The following is an 18,733-nucleotide window of genomic DNA, read 5'->3' on the forward strand; positions in this document are numbered from 1 at the left end:
TCTAATTGACATCCTCCCAACGCTGCTCTACGAGACAGCGCGGGATTCCTTAACATCACTGCTAGGGGCTTTCTGTTTCCTCCTCCGGAGGAGCTGCGCTAACATAGCACCCGCCTTCGGAGACTTGCTCCCAGAAGGTCTTACGGTCGCTCCACAGACTGACACTGCGAGTCCCGCAGCCAAAATATTGATACTTGCGTTTATGTCCCTGTCATGGTGAGCTGCACACTCTGGACAATCCCACTCTCTGATATTTAAAGGTAATTTATCCACTACATGACCGCAATTAGAACAACGTTTGGAACTAGGAAAGTATCTATCAATCTTAATTAATTCGCGCCCATACCATTCAGCCTTGTATTCTAACTGCCTGAGTAACTCGGACCAGTTGGCATCACTTATTGCCTTGGCTAACTTATGGTCTCTTGGTGCGCGTTCCCTCTCTTGGTCGGCGTTCCCTCTCTTGGTCGGCGTTCCCTTGCGACTGGCGTCGTCGCGGGGTCCGACCGCTTGCGACTGGCGTCGTCGCGGGGTCGCACCGCTTTTTCACCATACTCTTTACTGCTAAATCCTCAACCACAATAGTTTGATTTTCTCTAATCAGTTGAGTAGTTAGCTTATGGGTGTAATCAAGTCTTGAGTCTTTAATTTTTGCGTGTATCCTGGCTAATTTTAGTCTGGCTTTTTGATAGTTATTAGATCCCTTCGTTTTTCTCTTTAGAGACTTCCCCGCTAATCTAAGTTTTTTGTGTAATTTGTTTATATTCTTAGGATTAGCAAATGTTTCTCCATCACTTGTAGTTAATAGGTTAGTAATCCCTAAGTCAATGCCTACTTGTTTCTTAGTTGGCTTGAGTTTTAAATCTCTGGTGTCATTAATTCTCAAACACAAAGACCATCTACTACTGGGGTCAAGTTTGACTGTGATTGTACTAGGTACACAACCTGGTGGTAATTGCCTACTCCATCTAATAGCTAATGGGTCAGCACACTTAGCTAAATAGACTTGACCATCTTTCCACTTAAATGCAGACTTTGTGAACTCAGCACTACCACCATTCCGCTTTTTCTTGAAATTAGGATATCTAGCACGTTTACTAAAAAAATTAGTAAAAGCAGTTTGTAGATGTCTTAAGCCTTGCTGTAATGGGACACAGCTTACTTCTGTTAAAAATTTTAACTCTTCCTGCTTTTTCCAGTTGGTAAGCATAGCTGAAGTTTGGGCATATCCTACCCGTTCTTGTCTTTCATACCAAGCTTGAGTTCTGGCAGCTAAAGCTTTGTTGTAGATCAGGCGTACACATCCCAAGGTTCTCCGCAACAGATTTTCCTGTTCTGAAGTTGGGTAAAACCTAAATTTATACGCTTTTTCAACCATCTATGTGTTTACTTACTAAAGATTTAAACTTTAACATACTGTCTGTAAAACCGCAAGATTGATTGGTTTTCGCGGACGACGCTCCCCTAGGGGAGAGCGCGGGTCTCCAACCAACGTTGAGATGAAATGAACTTCTGTTTCATCTAGATAAGCCCTTTTTTTTCAGGATTATAATTATTACGCTTCTTTGGGTTTTAGGTCTACAATTTTTGAATAGTTGAATCAAAGGATAAAAATTGAACCTAAAACCTTCTTCAAACTTGATTATCTGGCAGTAAATTCGGTAAGACGCGATCGCAACAAAATAAAGTCCCTGCTGCAACACATAGTGGAATACCTAAGAAGTTAACTATGGGAATGGTAATTAAAGCTTGACAAATTAACCCAAAAGTGGCACTTGCTGGTAAACTACGACGCACTACTTTTAACTTCTCTCGAAATTTTAATTTTCTTCTCTCCAAAAATCCATCAAAAAAGTCAAGACAAACAATGGAAGTTGTTAAAGTTATACCACCAATAGTTGCTATTAAAGAGCCTCCAGGCAAAAAGTTGAGTAGCAACATCGGCAAACCTATTACTAACAGTAATCCAATTTTTTTTAGCTCAAAAAGGATGGCTCGCCAAATATCTCTGAGAGAGCCTAATAAGCCTGGCGGTGCTTCAGGCAATGTACCAGTTCTAATTTTTTCTAATTGTTCAGAAAGTTGACCATAAAAAGGTGAACCTAGAATAGTTCCAAATTGTACTAACAAAAATCCAATTATTAGCAATAATATTACGAATAGAATGAATTGTACAAGTTTATCTAAAATATTATCTATATAACTTAAGAAGTGTAACCATTTTGGTAATTGAGCAATAAAAGCATCAAAGCTTAAAGATAAGTTATTAAAAATAGTATTAATTAAATCAATTCCTGGTAGGAGTAAACTAATATAAAGGAGAATACCTACCACGATATTAATCAAAATTGGAACAACTATATAACCTATTAACTTTGGATTTTTGACAAATATTATTAAAGCACGAAGATGGTAAGTTGCCCCTGCTAATAATCCGATAGGAGCCTCAAATATAGATACAAATATAGATAATATTGACTTAATTTTTTTGTTTTACCATGAATTAATTGAGAGTAGTTATACCAAATAGTTTTTCCATTTTTTTCAATATTTATCCCCTTTTCCTTCTTGCTTCTTCCTTATTCCGTAGAGACGTTGCATACAACGTCCCTACCATTTTTAACAAACATTTGGCATTGCTGAATTAAGGTATGAAAGTAGGTTTATAGCCCACATTCCGCACCACAAAATGTAGCATAAAAATATAAGTCAAAAGTAAGAAGTCAAAAGTCAAAAGTCAAAAGTCAAAAGTCAAAAGTAAGAAGTAAGAAGTAAGAAGTAAGAAGTAAATTATAGTGGTCAATGGGAATCAACGATTCAGTAAGTATTTATGCTGGCATAAGTAATCTGAGAATTTGACTCCCGATCAAGGTAAATGAAGATAATTTATATAGTATAAATACTTAAGCAACCTCAGGATTTTATACTAATTTTCATGTTACGCTCTTGAAGTGCGGAATGTGGGTTATAGGTATGGAGGGAACATTTAACTGGGAACAGGGAACAGTTAATATTAACAAGTAGTTCAAACCATCCAAAATCCCAAATCCCAAATCCCAAATCCAAAATCATCAAATCATACCCAGAATCAGCAACACCTTAAATTGGCATAACACACTTCGCACCATACATGGTTTAATATTTATTTGACAAACAGTTGTTTAATGAGTGAGTGGAGATTCAGATTTTTTGTAGAGGAAAAATCCCTACTCTATAGCAATCTTAAATTATTTGTAGAAAATCAGACTGTTATACATATTTATATTTAGCTTCTCTATCTTTCAATCATTCCCAGAATATTTTTGATACTAAATACAATAGAAAGTTAACTATATTTAACATATAAAAATTATGGGATGATAGAAAATTCATATTAGTGAATCAAGTCATAATTTTTAGTTTTCATCTCATCCCAAGACCAATTTATAGTAGCCGATAGTTTACAGTGGATAAACCCAACCGTAAGGGTCAGTCACTTTAGCAGTTTTAATATCTTCTAATTTTTGCAATACTTGAGGAGCATATTTTCGTTCAGAAACAGGAGGTAAAATCATATCTTTACCTTGATAATTAATAGTAGAAATATGAGCAATTGTAGCAGCAGTTCCCATACCAAATGCTTCAGAAAGATTACCATCTTCATAAGCTTTTGCGACTTCATCAATAGAAATTAATCTTTCCTCAACTTTAACACCCATATCTCTCAATAAAGTTAATACACTATCTCTAGTAATTCCAGGTAAAATAGTACCAGTTAATTTAGGAGTAATAACAACATCATTAATAACAAAAGCCACATTCATTGTGCCGCATTCTTCAACGTATTTTTTTTCCTTCCCATCCAACCATAAAACATTATCATAACCTTGTTGTTTAGCCTCTTGATCTGCTAATAAACTACCACCATAATTACCAGCACATTTAGCAGAACCTGTTCCACCTTCAGCAGCTCGTATATATTTATCTGTAACAATTAACTTAACCGGTTCTGAATAATAAGCACCTACAGGGCAAGAAATAATAATAAATTTATAACTATTTGCTGGTCTAAGACCAACAGATTCATCTGTAGCAAAATAAACAGGTCGAATATATAATACACTACCTGACTGAGTAGGAATCCAGTCAGAATCTAGCCTAACTAATTCCTTTAAACCATCCAGAAAAATATCTTCAGGAATAGGTGGCATACATAATCGAAAAGCTGATTCATTTATCCGTTTATAATTAGCTTGTGGGCGGAATAGTAAAGGTTTTCCTGTGGGACTTCGATAAGCTTTTAAACCTTCAAAAACCGCCTGACCATAATGCAGAGCTGACAGAGAAGGAGCCATTGGAATATTGCCATAAGGAACAATTTTCACATCTTGCCAATTACCATCCCTGTAGTCAGCAACTAACATATGGTCGCTAAATACTTTGCCAAATGAACTATTATTAATATCTTGTTCTTTAATGCGAGAGGAGCTAGTTTTTCTATAGATATTTGAAGATTTAGTGTTGTCATTATTACCTGGCTTGTCTAGTAAATGTAGTTTCTCTATAATATCATTTATCAGTTATGAGGTAAGCATTCAGCTATGAGCGGTCAGCTCTCAGCTTTTTACAGCGCTTTTGCTCATTGATGAACCACATCTTCACACATTAAACCTTGTAGGGACGTTCCATGGAACGTCCCTACTGTGGCCTACCCAAATGAAAACTGCTGTAAACAAAGAACTGAAGCACAAGAACAATGAGCTTAAATTGCCCACTAAAGGTAATAAAGCTGTTTGCGCAGCATTCCGTAGGAATAGCTGACCGCTGTTTGCGCAGCAGTCCGCAGGAAATGCTTACGTTATGAGTCGCCATTGATACTCCCCGACCTAAAGGTAAGGGGATTCTTAAGCAATCCATCCATTGGATTCTTAAAGGCATTATCAAAGTGCCTCTACTGACTCCTTTGAGAGAAAATTTCAAAGTTGTCGCTACTTTTTTGAGGATATTAGCTGCGCCATTAATATCTGCATTAACTAATAAACCACATTGAGTTTGATATAAACCTCGTTGTCTTGATGCAGTCGCTCATGGGGGAAACCCCCTTTGACGGCGCTGCATCGCTTAATTCGTTTTCCAGACGCTTTCCAGCTTTGGGGTTTTTCACCGATAGTTGGCAAGAAATCATCATCTAAAAACGATGCTTGTGAAGTATAAGATTCTTCGGTTTCTATCAATTCTATGCCGTACAATTCGCATAACTGACTAATCCGTTCTTTGAGTTTTGCTGTAGGAATTTGTACAAACTTTTGGTTGTTTTTGCCTCCAATGTTAATACTATCTTTTTGCCTCTTATTCCAACCAAAAACAATTCTACCAATGCCATATTTTAAGCAGTTGTTGATAACTAATCTTGCTGCTTTATTGACAGCATCCCGCATTTGTCGATTGCGTTTCTCAGTTATGCCAGCTAGTTTTTTGACCAAAATCCTTGGGGTTTACCTTCTTTAATTGTCGCAATTTGTTTGTTGTACCAACCCACCCCTATCCCCTCCCGGGAGGGGAACTAAAGGGGTGGGTGTTTACCATCAATAATGAAGCTTATTCCTACATTTGAGACACAACTTAACCAATTATCAACCCCGTGGTCAATGCCTAAGACTTTGGCTTTATATAACTGAGGTTGAGCAGCTTTTAACTCATAAACCCATTCGACATAAAAGCAACCATTACGCGGCAAAATCCTAATTTCTCTGATTTCTTTAAACTCAAGATTACTTGGAAAATCTAAGAAAAAACTGTCAATTTTAAATGCTGCTTTAACCTTTCGTCCCAGAGGTAATTTAACTTTACCCAATTCCAACTTTAAAGCTTGTTTAGGGTGATTTATAACTGCCATTCCTCCTTTTTTACGGTATTTAGGCAATTGAGGTCGATCAGTTAATTCTCCTTTTGCGTACTTATGAGAAAGTTCTTTATAAGACTTAAATGCTTCTGCTACCCCTCTAAGAGTTTGTTGTGCTGCTTGAGAATACAAAAACTGATAATTTGTATTAGATTTGAGCTTTTTCTAAGTCGTATTTTCCTATAATATACCCAAACTTAAAATACCATTGTCTAGCTAAATAAATCCCACAATTAATAAGCTTATTTGCTGTAATACATAAGTATTCTAAAAACGGGACATTGTCTGGACTTTTAATTAACTCTTGTTGGCATCCATACATCTTGAGCACCTCCATATTACTATGCTCCCATTAAAGAATAAATGCAGGACAACTTTTTAAGGTGTTAAAATTCCCCCCTCGTTTTTCATCAACGCTTTAAAAAGACGTGTCTTTCAAACTCTCGTCCTTTTTTCGTAATTAAAGAATTTAAAGTATAAAAATTAGCTGTATTTTAGTAGAGAATAGGTTTAGGCTAATATTATGATTGGCTATAACTTAGAAATAGTCAAAAAACCTACCCCTACCTCTACACCTAAATTATTTGACTGAAAAATTATCGATCATGCTTGGCAATAACCCAAACAGCATGAACAATACCACCAATATAAAAACCAAAAATAGTTAGGAGAAGATTAATCCAAAAAGCACCGCCGAGACCAACGGTCAAGAAAACACCTAAAGGCGGTAAAAATATAGCAGCTAGAATTCGTAGTATAGTCATTTTAGTTACTCTTGTAATTTTTAAACTATTGTTCTTTCAGTATGTGGCAGTCGCCACAAAGGCCAGGAATTATAGAATAGCCGAAACAAAGGAATTTTATATAGTTAATCTTCTTCCTTCTTCCTTCTTCCTTCTTCCTTCTTCTATAGCTTCAACTGTTAGTAGAACCTTTTCCGAAAAATTTTGGAGGTTTTGCTAAAGTATATACCTCCGTCTCAGTAGCGATCGCTTCCCGCAAATGTTTAGGTACTTGTAAAATCCCCAATAAGGTAGTCCCATCCAACATCCGAAACCCACCAGTAGTTTTTTCTCTCAGAATTTGATTAACTGTTTCTGGGTCAGGACGACTATTAATCATTTCTCTTGAACCCATTACAAAACCCCAAGGTTGTCCATAAGTAGGAACATAACTACTATAAGATTGGACATAAGGAAAAACTTCTTTCATTGTATTCACAATTCGAGTATGAAGTTTCATTTCTCCTGGGGAAACAGGGCCAGCTTGCACAATAAAAAACCCTTCAGGGGTAAGCACCTGTAGAATCTTTTCAAAGTATTCCTTTGTAAATAACTGAAATGAAGGTCCCTCTTCAATAGGGTCAGAAAGGTCAGAGATAACTACATCCCAAATTTGACTAGAAGTATCCAAAAATTCTAAAGCATCACCAATGACCAATTTGAGGCGAGGGTCATCAAAAGCATTAGCGTGCATCTCAGGTAAATGTTGACGACAAGCTTCAACCACTTCTCCATCAATGTCAATCATGGCCACTTGTTCTACTGTTAGCCAACGTAAGACCTCTCGAATAGTTGCTCCTTCACCACCACCAAGAACAAGAACTTTACTAGGAGATCCATGAAAAATCATGGCCGGATGTACCAGGGGTTCATGGTACAAAAATTCGTCTCCTGTAGAAGATTGCCATTTACCATCAAGAACCAGTGCTTTACCGTAAATACCTGTGTCTATAATGTACATATCCTGATAGGCAGTTTTTTTGTAGGCAAGTACCTCAGTAACGCCATGAACATAAATATCCCAAGGTGTGATATACTCGCTAATCCATAAATCTGCACCAACTTCACTACCTGCCATAAGCCATACTCCTAAATCACATACTTTATTTCAATAGTCAATATTAGGACAGGATACATTTATTAGCACAAAATGGTTTTAGATTCCAACTATACTGAATACAAATTTGAGGTTTTACAGGTATTATTGTATTTAAATCATCTAAATTTTATCCTGATGATTAGAGTAATTTTACTCAATTGCTTCAAGAGTAAAAACAACTTTTCCTAATTAAAACTATCTAAATTAATTAGTTAAGTCTGGATGGATGATTTTTGATTTAATAGAAAGGTATTATTTGACTACTCCCCGCAGCTATTGCCGAGGGGATTCTAAGTAGATACTACGCAACACCGATAAATCCGTGTTGCTCCGTCTGTTCGAGCGCTGACCAAAGATACACTCTTTGGGGACGATGTCCGCGGTGCCCCTACACAGTCGGCATAGCGTCTAAACTTAGCTTTGCGGCTTACATTTGGTGATGATATTTGTAGCCCCATTACAGTCTGCAGTCTTCACACCAATTATTACCTGCTTTATACAAACCACGCTGTCTTGATGCAGTCGCTCATGGGAGAAACCCCCTTTGGCGGCGCTGCATCGCTTTATTCTTTTCGGTGACGGTTTCCAATCATTGGCCCGTAGGGTCGGTGCTTCCTTGCTCGGAACCTGAGTCCGAGCAAGGAAGCACCGAGTTTTTCACCATAATTAGGTAGATAGTCACCATCTAAAAATGAAGCGACACTTGTATAACTGGCGTTGGTGTTTCTATAAATATTATTCCATACTCTTGACATAATTGAGCTATTCTTTTCGGTAAAATAAAATACATTTCCTTAACATCCGACTCCTCGCCTTTCATCCATCGCTTAAAAGACGATGGCTTTCATGCTCCTGTGTTATTTAGGTAAGCATTTAGCCGTCAGCTATTAGCTAGCCTCCTAGGTCGGAACTGCGGACTTCAGCTATTAATTTTGAGGAAGGTAAAAGCAACCTTTGAAATTGAGAAAGAATGAAAGTTACTGGCATGCGTCCCCTGACTAAACCTTAGAAGTAATTACTAATTACTAATTGCTGAAGAGCGTAGTTCTTCCGGAGGAGGCTAGCTGACTGCTAATAGCTGTTTGCACAGCATTCCGCAGGAAATGCTTATGGTATTATTACTTAAATCATCATAGTTTTATCCCGATAATTAGAGTAATTTTACTCAATCGCTTCAAGAGCAAAAACAACTTTTCCTAATTCAAACTATCTAAAATTAATCAGTTAAGTCTTACTTTTGACTGTCTTGGCGATCGTCCTTTCTATTGATTGATTTGATGTAGGGAGTAAGTCTCTGCATCTCTTAACTGGTGAGGTAGGGTCTTGGCATTTTTAACTTTTGATTCTATCGGTTATTAGCTTGTCTTCAAGTATAATCTATTGAATAAGCTACTCCTCATAGTGCTATGGAAAATAATACAACTAACAACTTCCCAAATATATTTTTCAATGAGTGGAATGCAGAACTGTATGAAAGTAAACATTCTTTTGTTTCTAATTTGGCAATAGATTTATTAGAATTGCTCAGTCCTCAGATTGGAGAAAAAATTCTTGACCTTGGTTGTGGTACAGGTCATCTGACCTATAAAATCACTACAAAGGGAGCAAAAGTTTTAGGAATTGATAATGCTCCAACTATGATTGAAAAAGCAAATAGTTGTTATCCAGATATTAAATTTTTAGTAGGAGATGGAGGTAATATAGACTTAAAAGAAACATTTGATGCTGTGTTTTCTAATGCAGCACTTCATTGGATTAAAGAACAGAAAAAAGTTATCTGTAATATTTGGCGCGTCCTGAAACCTGGGGGTCGTTTCGTTAGTGAGTTTGGTGGAAAAGGTAATGTTCAAACAATTATTAGAAGTATTTATGAAGCTTTAGATGCTGCTGGTTATAGTAGTAATAAACAACTTAATCCTTGGTATTTTCCTAGTATTGGAGAATATGCTACTCTCTTAGAATCAGAAGGTTTTGTGTTGACTTTTGCTAGTTTATTAGAAAGACCAACTAAACTTGAGGATGGAGAATATGGTCTGCGTAATTGGCTGAAGATGTTTGCAACTTGTTTCTTTGAAGGAATTCCTGAAAAAAAGCAAAGTATTATTATTGATGATATTGAAAATAGATTGCGTCCTCATCTATATAAGAAGGGTAGGTGGACGGCTGATTATAAGCGAATTAGGATTATGGCTTTTAAGGAAGTTCAATAATTATTAATTATTAATTATTAATTATTAATTATTAATTACCTCTTCTTTTCAAGGAGAGGATTGACGCTGTAGGGAAAATTTTTTCTCCTTTAAAGGAGAGGCTTTAAACTTTAATTAGGGCTTACTGATCTAAGATCAAAGCATTGAAAAATCGAGGGATAAATATATCCGACTTCCTCCTCATTATTTCCCGTTCCTCCTAACTACTGTACGGGCGATTCACGTTTGCGGAGCATTCCGTAGGAAATCGCCCCTACTGATTACTAAAAATAGCAAAAATACTTTTTCAACAAACCCTAATTATTTGGTAATTTTGAATAAATAATGACTAAATTACTGATTGTTTAAGTTATTGTTGTTTTATATAATAATTTATATTTTTTACTAATTTATTTTCTGATTATTTCGGGCATCAATCCATTGCTTGGCACGCTTAACTACCTCTTGTCTAGAAGAAGCATAAGGTACTGCCACAACGCAACCCAAATTATAGTTTGCCCAAGCTGCATAAGTAGGACATCCATCCATTTCACCTTTGTCAATTTCAACTTTCCAACCCTTATAGTTAAAGGCCAGTACAATATGAGGAAAATCAGGTTCAATCATTATCGTTGCTACGCTCTAAACTTTGTAGGTTGTAGGTTGTAGGTTGTAGAAAAAATATGACCGGAAAATTAAGTTTCAAGCTTCGCCCTAGAAAGGCGACTTTTTAACAACTTTCTTTAAGGGTTGAATCATTAACCTAAAACCTACTACCTAAAACTTTCTTCAATTGTACTTAAGTTAACTATTATGCTCAATAGACATCTGGTGATAATAAAAAATAAAATCAACCATTGCACAGAAATTATCAATTCTTTCTCCCTACTCCCTACTCCCTACTCCCTCTTTTCTGAAAATGTCTAATATTTACCGAAAAATTGGGTTTAAAGCCTCGCCCTTCTAGGGCGACTTTTTATTTGCAAGTAAATTGAATATATGCTATAGTACTAAAAGTTGCCGGGGGGCACTCGGAAACTCTAAACGGACGTGGAGGCAGGCATAAGACTACTGTCAAAGTAGCAGCAGCCTAAGAAGCGTCAACCCGCCGAAGATCTACGGCTCAGTAGGAATCCCCGTGCCTTTAGGCCGGGGAGGATGTCAAATCAGCAGCATAGTTAGAGTCGATAGGAGCGTCTCCACTCCTACCTCTCCTTCAAAACCGGACGTGAGACTTTCACCTCATCCGGCTCCTCAATAACTCCATCCTTGTTATAGATACATTCAGACTTTCTCGTCCTGGCTCTTGTGGAGGGAGCCATCTGATGCAGTCTTAGTGTCATGGCAGTGTTTGTGTAAAAGTTGTAAGTTATCGTAGGTATCTTTCCCACCCAGACTTTTAGGCACTATGTGGTCAACTTCTACAATGTCTGTATCTGTGAAATATAGACCGCAGTGAGGGCATTTCCCTTTTTGCCGTTTCATTAATTTGGCTACCCTTGTGGGTGTTTCGGGATATTCCCCTTTACGCTTGCTCCAATATTTCCAGTCACCATTGTACGGACTAACCTTTCCCTTGACTTTGATATGTCTAATAATGGGAGTTTCTGAGTGTGTTCTTAGTCTTAATCCGTTTTCTGTACTGAAACACCAATGTTGTTCGCCTACCGTTCTCCAGTATTTGTCCTTATTGATGCTACCTTTTCCCCGACCTTTTGCCCACGCTCTTAGTTTTTGATACACAAGGTAATCTAATCTTGAAAATGTTTCCTTGCTAACTACGGTCGAGTAATAGTTTGACCACCCGCGTATAATTGGGTTCAGCTTGCTTATGAGGGCAGCTTGTGGGGCAGTCTTATGGGTGTCTATTACTTCCCCGATTTTATTTAGATGAGCCTTGATGCACTTTTTGGAGGGGGTGATTAGTGTATTAAAACCTAGAATTTCTTTGTGCGGATTCTTTGCACTTCTGTAGTTTCCTACTTTGTACTGTTGTATGTGGAATCCTAGAAACTCAAACCCAGTTTCCTTCTCGTGTGTTCTGAGAGTATGGGTTAATCTTGTTTTTTCCGGTTTTAATTCCAATCCCATGTCACTTAGCCACTCTTCAATTATTTGTTGGCAGGATTTAATCACACCTAAGTCCTCATGGATTATCACAAAGTCATCGGCGTAACGGATTAGGTTCATTTTATCCTGGTTTGCTTTTTTGCCACCTTTAAGGGTTCTTGCAAATTCCTTAATCCGTTCTTCCATACCATGTAAGGCAATGTTTGCCAATAGAGGTGAAATTGTTCCTCCCTGTGGTGTACCCTTATTAGTAGGGAAGAAATTATCTCCCTGGTCAATGTATCCTGCTTTTAACCATTGTTTTAGAATCCGGTTAAGGATGGGGTATGTATTGACCTTCTTAAGCAGAGCTTGGTGGTTGATACGGTCGAAACATTTTGATATATCCGCATCAAGCACATATTTGGCTTTGTACCGAATGCTATTAAATATAGCTCCGATAGCATCGTGGCATGAGCGTCCTGGTCTAAAACCATAACTGTTTGGCTCGAATTTGGCCTCCCATTCTGGTTCTAACGCTTGTTTCACTAGCGTCTGCAAGGCACGGTCATACATTGTCGGTATTCCTAGGGGTCTTTTCTCATCGCTGTTTGGTTTTGGAATCATTACCCTCCGTGTCGGGCGTACTTTCCCAGTAATTCTCAAGTTGTTTGCTAGGTTCATACGGGCTTTTGGGGACAATGATTTGACACCATCCACTCCTGCCGTCTTTTTCCCTTGGTTATCCTGAGTGACCTTCCTTACCGCAAGTAATCTTGCTGACCATGACCTAATCAAGGTTTTCTGAAGCTTGCGTACTGCTTTGACATCACCACGTTCACTCGCTCGAAATATTCTATGCTGCAACTTAAAGACTCGTATCTCAGCTTTGCGCCAATTTACGTCCTTCCATTCCGTCATCAGGTTTTCCCGTGCTTTAGCCTTATTCATTGCTACTTAATCAATTTCCTTGAAGTTACCGTGAGTCTGTCAGCATATCCAATCCATTACGGATCGGCGTTGGCTTCTGACTCTATCCCTCTCCCGAAATCATACGGTTAGCACCTACTAGGTTATCGACCTGTCCTAGAGATTTTTGGGAGTTAATTCGTTCCGATTACCTATTGTTTTGAGTCTTTAGCGTGAATACTTTCCACCGGGTTTCTAAGCAGTGCTTATAGGTCAAGCTATTAATTGCCTACGCCTTATCCTTGCCTTTTGGCTTGGCCTTAATCAGTCGTTTTGGCCATCTGTACTAACGGTGGTTCAAACGTATCTTCACTTGCGTTACGCATGGACTCTTGCTTGACAGTCACCAGATTCGACTACCAGTGTTTCTGTCTTTTATCCCCGCTTTACTCTATAGGTTGCTTATGTCTATGTAGTAGGGGAAATGCTTTCACTCCTGCACCTGGAAGGTGGGACTGACGGTTTCCCGCTTCACCCACATAAATAATCAGTTTTCCTGGCAAATGGGCCAGTATTACCGTCCCTTGGGTTTTAGTCCCAATTTAGGCTAGCGAATCGCACAACAGCTTGTACATTATACCAATTCAAAAATATGCGAGAAATTTCTAAAGCCAATTGTGACTTACCTCGGTCAATTAACCATTGCAAAAAACCAGCCATTGTCTTTTCATTTAATATCCCACCTAATGATAAAACTCCCCATAATAATTTGTGCAGCCAAGTCATTTGAATCATCATTTTTACTTCCCAAGTAGGATGTTTTTGATAAAACAAAACTCCCATTTTTCCCCTTTGAATTTCTCGCTCAATCATTCCTGGTAATTGCTCCAAAGAAAAAGGTGGATGCCAATGATAACCAACAGCATCAGGACACTTAATCAATTTCAAACCCAAATTTTTTAACCTAACTCCTAACTCCAAATCTTCCCAACCATACTGTTCAAAACGAGTATCAAATAATCCAGCTTCAATTAACCAACGACAAGCGATCGCCACATTTCCCGTAGCAAAAAAAGCTGCTGAAAAATCAGTCAACTTATAAGGTTCTGAAGTCGGAAAATCAAAATTACAAGTATTAATAACTCTGCCATAAGTAAATACATTATCTGACTTTTGAGCAATCAAACTATTTGCGTGTGACTGTAGAAAAGAATCTGTCACCACCAGGTCACTATCAATAAAAATAATAAAATCTCCTTTGGCCTGCTCAACACCCAAATTCCGAGCTGCTGCTGGCCCTTGGTGGGACTGAGAAAATAGTCGGACATGGGGAAACTCTTTGGCCTCTGTTTCTAACCAGGGGATAGTGTCATCCGTCGAGCCATCATCGACAACTATTACTTCATAATCTATAATTGGGCGGTCATAATCCTGATTTTCCAGAGCGCGAAGACACTTTTCTAAAATCGGTTTGCGATTATAAGTGGGGATAACTACACTGAAAAACATTTTGTCTCCTACAATAAATGGAATAAAAGTGAAGAAAAATTTTTCTTTGAGTCAATCCTCTTCTTTTCAAGGAGAGGTAATTGTTAATTAGGACTTGCTGAAAAAGTCTTTTTTAAGGAGTAGGGGACCCACCCTAACCCCTCCCAGGAGGGGAAAAGGGAGTAGGGGGAGTAGGGGAGAATTTTTTGCCCAACTATGCGCTAAAAATGCTAACTTTTGAGCATGAATAGCTGAAAACCATGTACTTTTTCAATACCTAAAAAGGCTAAAACCTTTATCTGGTAATTATTTAAGATTTAATCAGCAGACTCTAATTATTAATTATTAATTATTAATTATTAATTATTAATTATTAATTATTTAACCGCTTTTCATTCTTCCCACAGTTAAGATACACTCTAGAATCTGTACTTTGCCTGACAATAATTTTACAGGTTTAGTCCCATAATAAAAACCCAGTTGTAATTCTAGAGAAAAATCTATGAGTCGTGCCACTAAAGTTGTATTAGCTTATTCTGGTGGAGTGGATACCTCCGTTTGCATTCCCTACTTAAAAAATGAGTGGGGTGTCAAAGAAGTAATTACTCTTGCCGCAGATCTAGGACAGGGAGATGAGTTAGAAGGAGTCCGCAAAAAAGCATTAGATTCTGGTGCGGTAGAATCTTTGGTTATAGATGTTATCGAACCTTTGATTAAAGAATATGCTTTTCCTGCTATTCAAGCAAATGCTCTATATGAAAATCGTTATCCTTTAGCTACAGCATTAGCTAGACCTTTAATTGCTAAAATATTAGTAGATGCAGCAGAAAAATATGGTGCTGATGCGATCGCCCATGGTTGTACTGGAAAGGGTAATGACCAAGTAAGGTTTGATGTTGCTATTGCTGCACTTAACCCGAAAATCAAGATTCTTGCTCCAGCACGGGAGTGGGGAATGAGTCGAGAGGAGACTATTGCTTATGGTGAAAAGTATGGTATTCCTGCTCCAGTGAAAAAGTCTTCTCCTTATAGTATTGATAAAAATTTATTGGGGATGGCGATCGAAGCAGGGGAGTTGGAAGACCCTTGGGTGGAGGCGCCGGAGGAAGTTTATAATATGACGAAGGCGATCGCTGATACTCCGAATGAACCGGAATATGTTGAAATTGGTTTTGAGAAGGGTATTCCGGTTAGTCTCAACGGTGAAGGAATGGGTGGTATTGAGTTAATTACTCAACTTAATCAGATAGCGGGAGGTCATGGTGTTGGTCGTATTGACATGATTGAAAACCGTCTTGTGGGAATTAAGTCACGAGAAATTTATGAGTCTCCGGCAATGTGGGTTTTAATTCAAGCGCATCGTGACTTGGAAAGTTTAACTTTGACTGCTGATGTGACTCGTTATAAGCGGGGTATTGAGGAAACTTACAGTCAGTTGGTTTATAACGGTTTATGGTTTAGTCCGTTGAAGGGTGCGTTGGATGCTTTTATTCAGCAGACTCAGGAAAGGGTTACTGGTGTTGTGCGAGTGAAGTTGTTTAAGGGTAGTGCGATGGTTGTCGGTCGTCAGTCTGGCAATTCTTTGTATAGTTTTGATTTGGCGACTTATGGTGCTGAGGATGAGTTCGACCATAAAGCGGCGGAAGGGTTTATTTATGTTTGGGGTTTGCCTACTCGTGTTTGGTCTGAGAAACTTAGAGGTTAAGAAATTGGCGATTTAGGTGATTTTTTAACTTTAATTAGTTCCTGTAGGGATATATTTTTATTTCTACAGGGATAATTTTTTTTGTGTAGGTTGGGTTAAGGGATATAGCTGCCGCACTTGCTCCACCAACGGGCAACCCAACAAATATCTATAGATGAGGAAAAAGGGAAATACTCTATATATAGTGTTTACAACTATTGGACAATAGTTTTGGAGTCTATAAATAGTGTCTTTGCCTAAGTACTGTAAATATCTAAATAATGTTGGGTAGCTCCCAAGGATAGGCTGCCCTAAACTGCCTCAACCCTACCTATATTAACTACTTCGAGGTTAATAGATAGGTGATTTTTTAACTTTAATCAGTTCCTATAGGGATATATTTTTGTTTCTATAGGTGATTTTTTAACTTTAATCAGTTCCTATAGGGATATATTTTTGTTTCTACAGGAATAATTTTTTTTGTGTAGGTTGGGTTAAGGGATATAGCTGCCGCACTTACTCCGCCAACGGGCAACCCAACAAATATCTATAAATTAGGACAAAAGGGAAATACTCTATATATAGTGTTTACAACTATTGGACAATAGTTTTGGAGTCTATAAATAGTGTCTTTGCCTAAGTACTGTAAATATCTAAATAATGTTGGGTAGATTCCAAGAATAGGCTGCCCTAAACTGCCTCAACCCTACCTATATTAACTACTTCGAGGTTAATAGATAGGTGATTTTTTAACTTTAATCAGTTCCTATAGGGATATATTTTTGTTTCTACAGGAATAATTTTTTTTGTGTAGGTTGAGTTAAGGGATATAGCTGTCGCACTTACTCCGTCAACGGGCAACCCAACAAATATCTATAAATTAGGACAAAAGGGAAATACTCTATATATAGTGTTTACAACTATTGGACAATAGTTTTGGAGTCTATAAATAGTGTCTTTGCCTAAGTACTGTAAATATCTAAATAATGTTGGGTAGATTCCAAGAATAGGCTGCCCTAAACTGCCTCAACCCTACCTATATTAACTACTTCGAGGTTAATAGATAGGTGATTTTTTAACTTTAATCAGTTCCTATAGGGATATATTTTTGTTTCTACAGGAATAATTTTTTTTGTGTAGGTTGAGTTAAGGGATATAGCTGTCGCACTTACTCCGTCAACGGGCAACCCAACAAATATCTATAAATTAGGACAAAGGGAAATACTCTATATATAGTGTTTACAACTATTGGACAATAGTTTTGGAGTCTATAAATAGTGTCTTTGCCTAAGTACTGTAAATATCTAAATAATGTTGGGTAGATTCCAAGGATAGGCTGCCCTAAACTGCCTCAACCCTACCTATATTAACTACTTCGAGGTTAATAGATAGGTGATTTTTTAACTTTAATCAGTTCCTATAGGGATATATTTTTGTTTCTACAGGAATAATTTTTTTTGTGTAGGTTGAGTTAAGGGATATAGCTGTCGCACTTACTCCGTCAACGGGCAACCCAACAAATATCTATAAATTAGGACAAAAGGGAAATACTCTATATATAGTGTTTACAACTATTGGACAATAGTTTTGGAGTCTATAAATAGTGTCTTTGCCTAAGTACTGTAAATATCTAAATAATGTTGGGTAGATTCCAAGAATAGGCTGCCCTAAACTGCCTCAACCCTACCTATATTAACTACTTCGAGGTTAATAGATAGGTGATTTTTTAACTTTAATCAGTTCCTATAGGGATATATTTTTGTTTCTACAGGAATAATTTTTTTTGTGTAGGTTGAGTTAAGGGATATAGCTGTCGCACTTACTCCGTCAACGGGCAACCCAACAAATATCTATAAATTAGGACAAAAGGGAAATACTCTATATATAGTGTTTACAACTATTGGACAATAGTTTTGGAGTCTATAAATAGTGTCTTTGCCTAAGTACTGTAAATATCTAAATAATGTTGGGTAGATTCCAAGGATAGGCTGCCCTAAACTGCCTCAACCCTACCTATATTAACTACTTCGAGGTTAATAGATAGGTGATTTTTTAACTTTAATCAGTTCCTATAGGGATATATTTTTGTTTCTACAGGAATAATTTTTTTTGTGTAGGTTGAGTTAAGGGATATAGCTGTCGCACTTACTCCGTCAACGGGCAACCCAACAAATATCTATAAATATCTAAATAGGGTTTGCTGAATAAAGTCTTTTTGCTGAGGTAGGAGACAGGAGACAACCCACCCCTAACCCCTCCCAGGAGGGAAGACAACCCACCCTAGCCCCTCCCAGGAGGAAGACAACCCACCCTAACCCCTCCCAGGAGGGAAGACAACCCACCCTAACCCCTCCCAGGAGGAAGACAACCCACCCTAACCCCTCCCAGGAGAGAAGACAACCCACCCTAACCCCTCCCAGGAGGAAGACAACCCACCCTAGCCCCTCCCAGGAGGGAAGACAACCCACCCTAGCCCCTCCCAGGAGGGGAGAAATGGGAATGAACGAGGAAGTTAGGAGTAAGAATTGTCCCTGAATTTTTCTGCCCAACTATGCGCCTAAAATACTAACTTTTTGAGCGTTTTAGACGTGATACCAGGTACTTTTTAAAGGCCCCAAAAAGGCTAAAATCTTTATATGTCAATGCTTTTAG

The 18,733-nt window shown here is 37.9% G+C and carries 13 protein-coding genes and 1 pseudogene; 2 read left to right on the forward strand and 12 right to left on the reverse strand.

What is annotated here, in order from left to right; all coding sequences use genetic code 11:
- Nucleotides 1–27: 27 nt before the first annotated feature.
- The 9 genes and pseudogenes from SAGCYANO_RS22220 to SAGCYANO_RS22255 all read right to left on the reverse strand — a co-directional run.
- Nucleotides 28–417 (reverse strand): annotated as a pseudogene (locus tag SAGCYANO_RS22220) (RNA-guided endonuclease TnpB family protein); the annotation flags it as partial.
- Nucleotides 416–1,378 carry an RNA-guided endonuclease InsQ/TnpB family protein gene (locus SAGCYANO_RS22225; protein ID WP_375339973.1) on the reverse strand — a complete coding sequence of 321 codons (963 nt, stop codon included), beginning with the start codon at nt 1,376–1,378 and terminating at the stop codon, nt 416–418. The gene SAGCYANO_RS22225 and the pseudogene SAGCYANO_RS22220, both read right to left, overlap by 2 nt.
- 254 nt (nt 1,379–1,632) lie before the next feature.
- A complete protein-coding gene (locus tag SAGCYANO_RS22230; protein ID WP_202222156.1) occupies nt 1,633–2,484 on the reverse strand; it encodes an EI24 domain-containing protein in 852 nt (283 codons plus the stop codon).
- A 956-nt stretch (nt 2,485–3,440) separates the two neighbouring features.
- Nucleotides 3,441–4,484: a branched-chain amino acid aminotransferase gene (locus SAGCYANO_RS22235; RefSeq protein ID WP_202222157.1), complete on the reverse strand. Its 1,044-nt coding sequence runs from the start codon at nt 4,482–4,484 to the stop codon at nt 3,441–3,443.
- Between the two features lie 528 nt (nt 4,485–5,012).
- Nucleotides 5,013–5,462, reverse strand: coding sequence for an IS200/IS605 family accessory protein TnpB-related protein (locus SAGCYANO_RS45295; RefSeq protein ID WP_237396508.1), 450 nt, complete (start codon nt 5,460–5,462; stop codon nt 5,013–5,015).
- Nucleotides 5,463–5,542: 80 nt separating this feature from the next.
- Nucleotides 5,543–6,013, reverse strand: a complete 471-nt coding sequence (locus SAGCYANO_RS45300) for a hypothetical protein (RefSeq protein WP_237396510.1) — start codon at nt 6,011–6,013, stop codon at nt 5,543–5,545.
- 464 nt (nt 6,014–6,477) lie between these two features.
- Nucleotides 6,478–6,645, reverse strand: a complete 168-nt coding sequence (locus SAGCYANO_RS22245) for a YqaE/Pmp3 family membrane protein (protein WP_202222069.1) — start codon at nt 6,643–6,645, stop codon at nt 6,478–6,480.
- 151 nt (nt 6,646–6,796) lie between these two features.
- On the reverse strand, nt 6,797–7,741 hold the full coding sequence (locus SAGCYANO_RS22250) for a methyltransferase domain-containing protein (protein WP_202222070.1): 945 nt from the start codon (nt 7,739–7,741) through the stop codon (nt 6,797–6,799).
- Between the two features lie 584 nt (nt 7,742–8,325).
- A complete protein-coding gene (locus SAGCYANO_RS22255) occupies nt 8,326–8,517 on the reverse strand; it encodes a hypothetical protein (RefSeq protein ID WP_202222071.1) in 192 nt (63 codons plus the stop codon).
- A gap of 651 nt (nt 8,518–9,168) precedes the next feature.
- Here SAGCYANO_RS22255 and SAGCYANO_RS22260 point away from each other — a divergent pair.
- The gene (locus SAGCYANO_RS22260) at nt 9,169–9,972 is read left to right on the forward strand and encodes a trans-aconitate 2-methyltransferase (protein ID WP_202222072.1); all 804 of its coding nucleotides are present in this window, start codon (nt 9,169–9,171) and stop codon (nt 9,970–9,972) included.
- Between the two features lie 384 nt (nt 9,973–10,356).
- Here SAGCYANO_RS22260 and SAGCYANO_RS22265 read toward each other — a convergent pair whose 3' ends face one another.
- The 3 genes from SAGCYANO_RS22265 to SAGCYANO_RS22275 form a co-directional block, all read right to left on the reverse strand.
- Nucleotides 10,357–10,578 (reverse strand): hypothetical protein, encoded by a 222-nt coding sequence (locus SAGCYANO_RS22265; RefSeq protein ID WP_202222073.1) that lies wholly within the window; start codon nt 10,576–10,578, stop codon nt 10,357–10,359.
- Between the two features lie 657 nt (nt 10,579–11,235).
- Nucleotides 11,236–12,951 (reverse strand): group II intron reverse transcriptase/maturase, encoded by a 1,716-nt coding sequence (gene ltrA, locus SAGCYANO_RS22270; RefSeq protein ID WP_202222074.1) that lies wholly within the window; start codon nt 12,949–12,951, stop codon nt 11,236–11,238.
- 549 nt (nt 12,952–13,500) lie between these two features.
- Entirely contained in the window at nt 13,501–14,418 is a 918-nt protein-coding gene (locus SAGCYANO_RS22275) for a glycosyltransferase family 2 protein (protein ID WP_202222075.1), read from the reverse strand.
- 481 nt (nt 14,419–14,899) lie between these two features.
- On the opposite strand from SAGCYANO_RS22275, the gene SAGCYANO_RS22280 reads away from it, so the two are divergent.
- Nucleotides 14,900–16,102: an argininosuccinate synthase gene (locus SAGCYANO_RS22280; protein WP_202222076.1), complete on the forward strand. Its 1,203-nt coding sequence runs from the start codon at nt 14,900–14,902 to the stop codon at nt 16,100–16,102.
- The last annotated feature ends 2,631 nt before the right edge of the window (nt 16,103–18,733 follow it).

Source organism: Okeania sp. KiyG1, assembly GCF_014132355.1.
GTDB lineage: Bacteria > Cyanobacteriota > Cyanobacteriia > Cyanobacteriales > Microcoleaceae > Okeania.

Bases quoted from the DNA above. Each gene is read 5' to 3' on its own strand.
- SAGCYANO_RS22225 (WP_375339973.1), bottom strand. From the start codon at position 1,378: ATGGTTGAAAAAGCGTATAAATTTAGGTTTTACCCAACTTCAGAACAG.
- SAGCYANO_RS22245 (WP_202222069.1), bottom strand. From the start codon at position 6,645: ATGACTATACTACGAATTCTAGCTGCTATATTTTTACCGCCTTTAGGT.
- SAGCYANO_RS22250 (WP_202222070.1), bottom strand. From the start codon at position 7,741: ATGGCAGGTAGTGAAGTTGGTGCAGATTTATGGATTAGCGAGTATATC.
- SAGCYANO_RS22255 (WP_202222071.1), bottom strand. From the start codon at position 8,517: ATGTCAAGAGTATGGAATAATATTTATAGAAACACCAACGCCAGTTAT.
- SAGCYANO_RS22260 (WP_202222072.1), top strand. From the start codon at position 9,169: ATGGAAAATAATACAACTAACAACTTCCCAAATATATTTTTCAATGAG.
- SAGCYANO_RS22265 (WP_202222073.1), bottom strand. From the start codon at position 10,578: ATGATTGAACCTGATTTTCCTCATATTGTACTGGCCTTTAACTATAAG.
- ltrA (WP_202222074.1), bottom strand. From the start codon at position 12,951: ATGAATAAGGCTAAAGCACGGGAAAACCTGATGACGGAATGGAAGGAC.
- SAGCYANO_RS22275 (WP_202222075.1), bottom strand. From the start codon at position 14,418: ATGTTTTTCAGTGTAGTTATCCCCACTTATAATCGCAAACCGATTTTA.
- SAGCYANO_RS22280 (WP_202222076.1), top strand. From the start codon at position 14,900: ATGAGTCGTGCCACTAAAGTTGTATTAGCTTATTCTGGTGGAGTGGAT.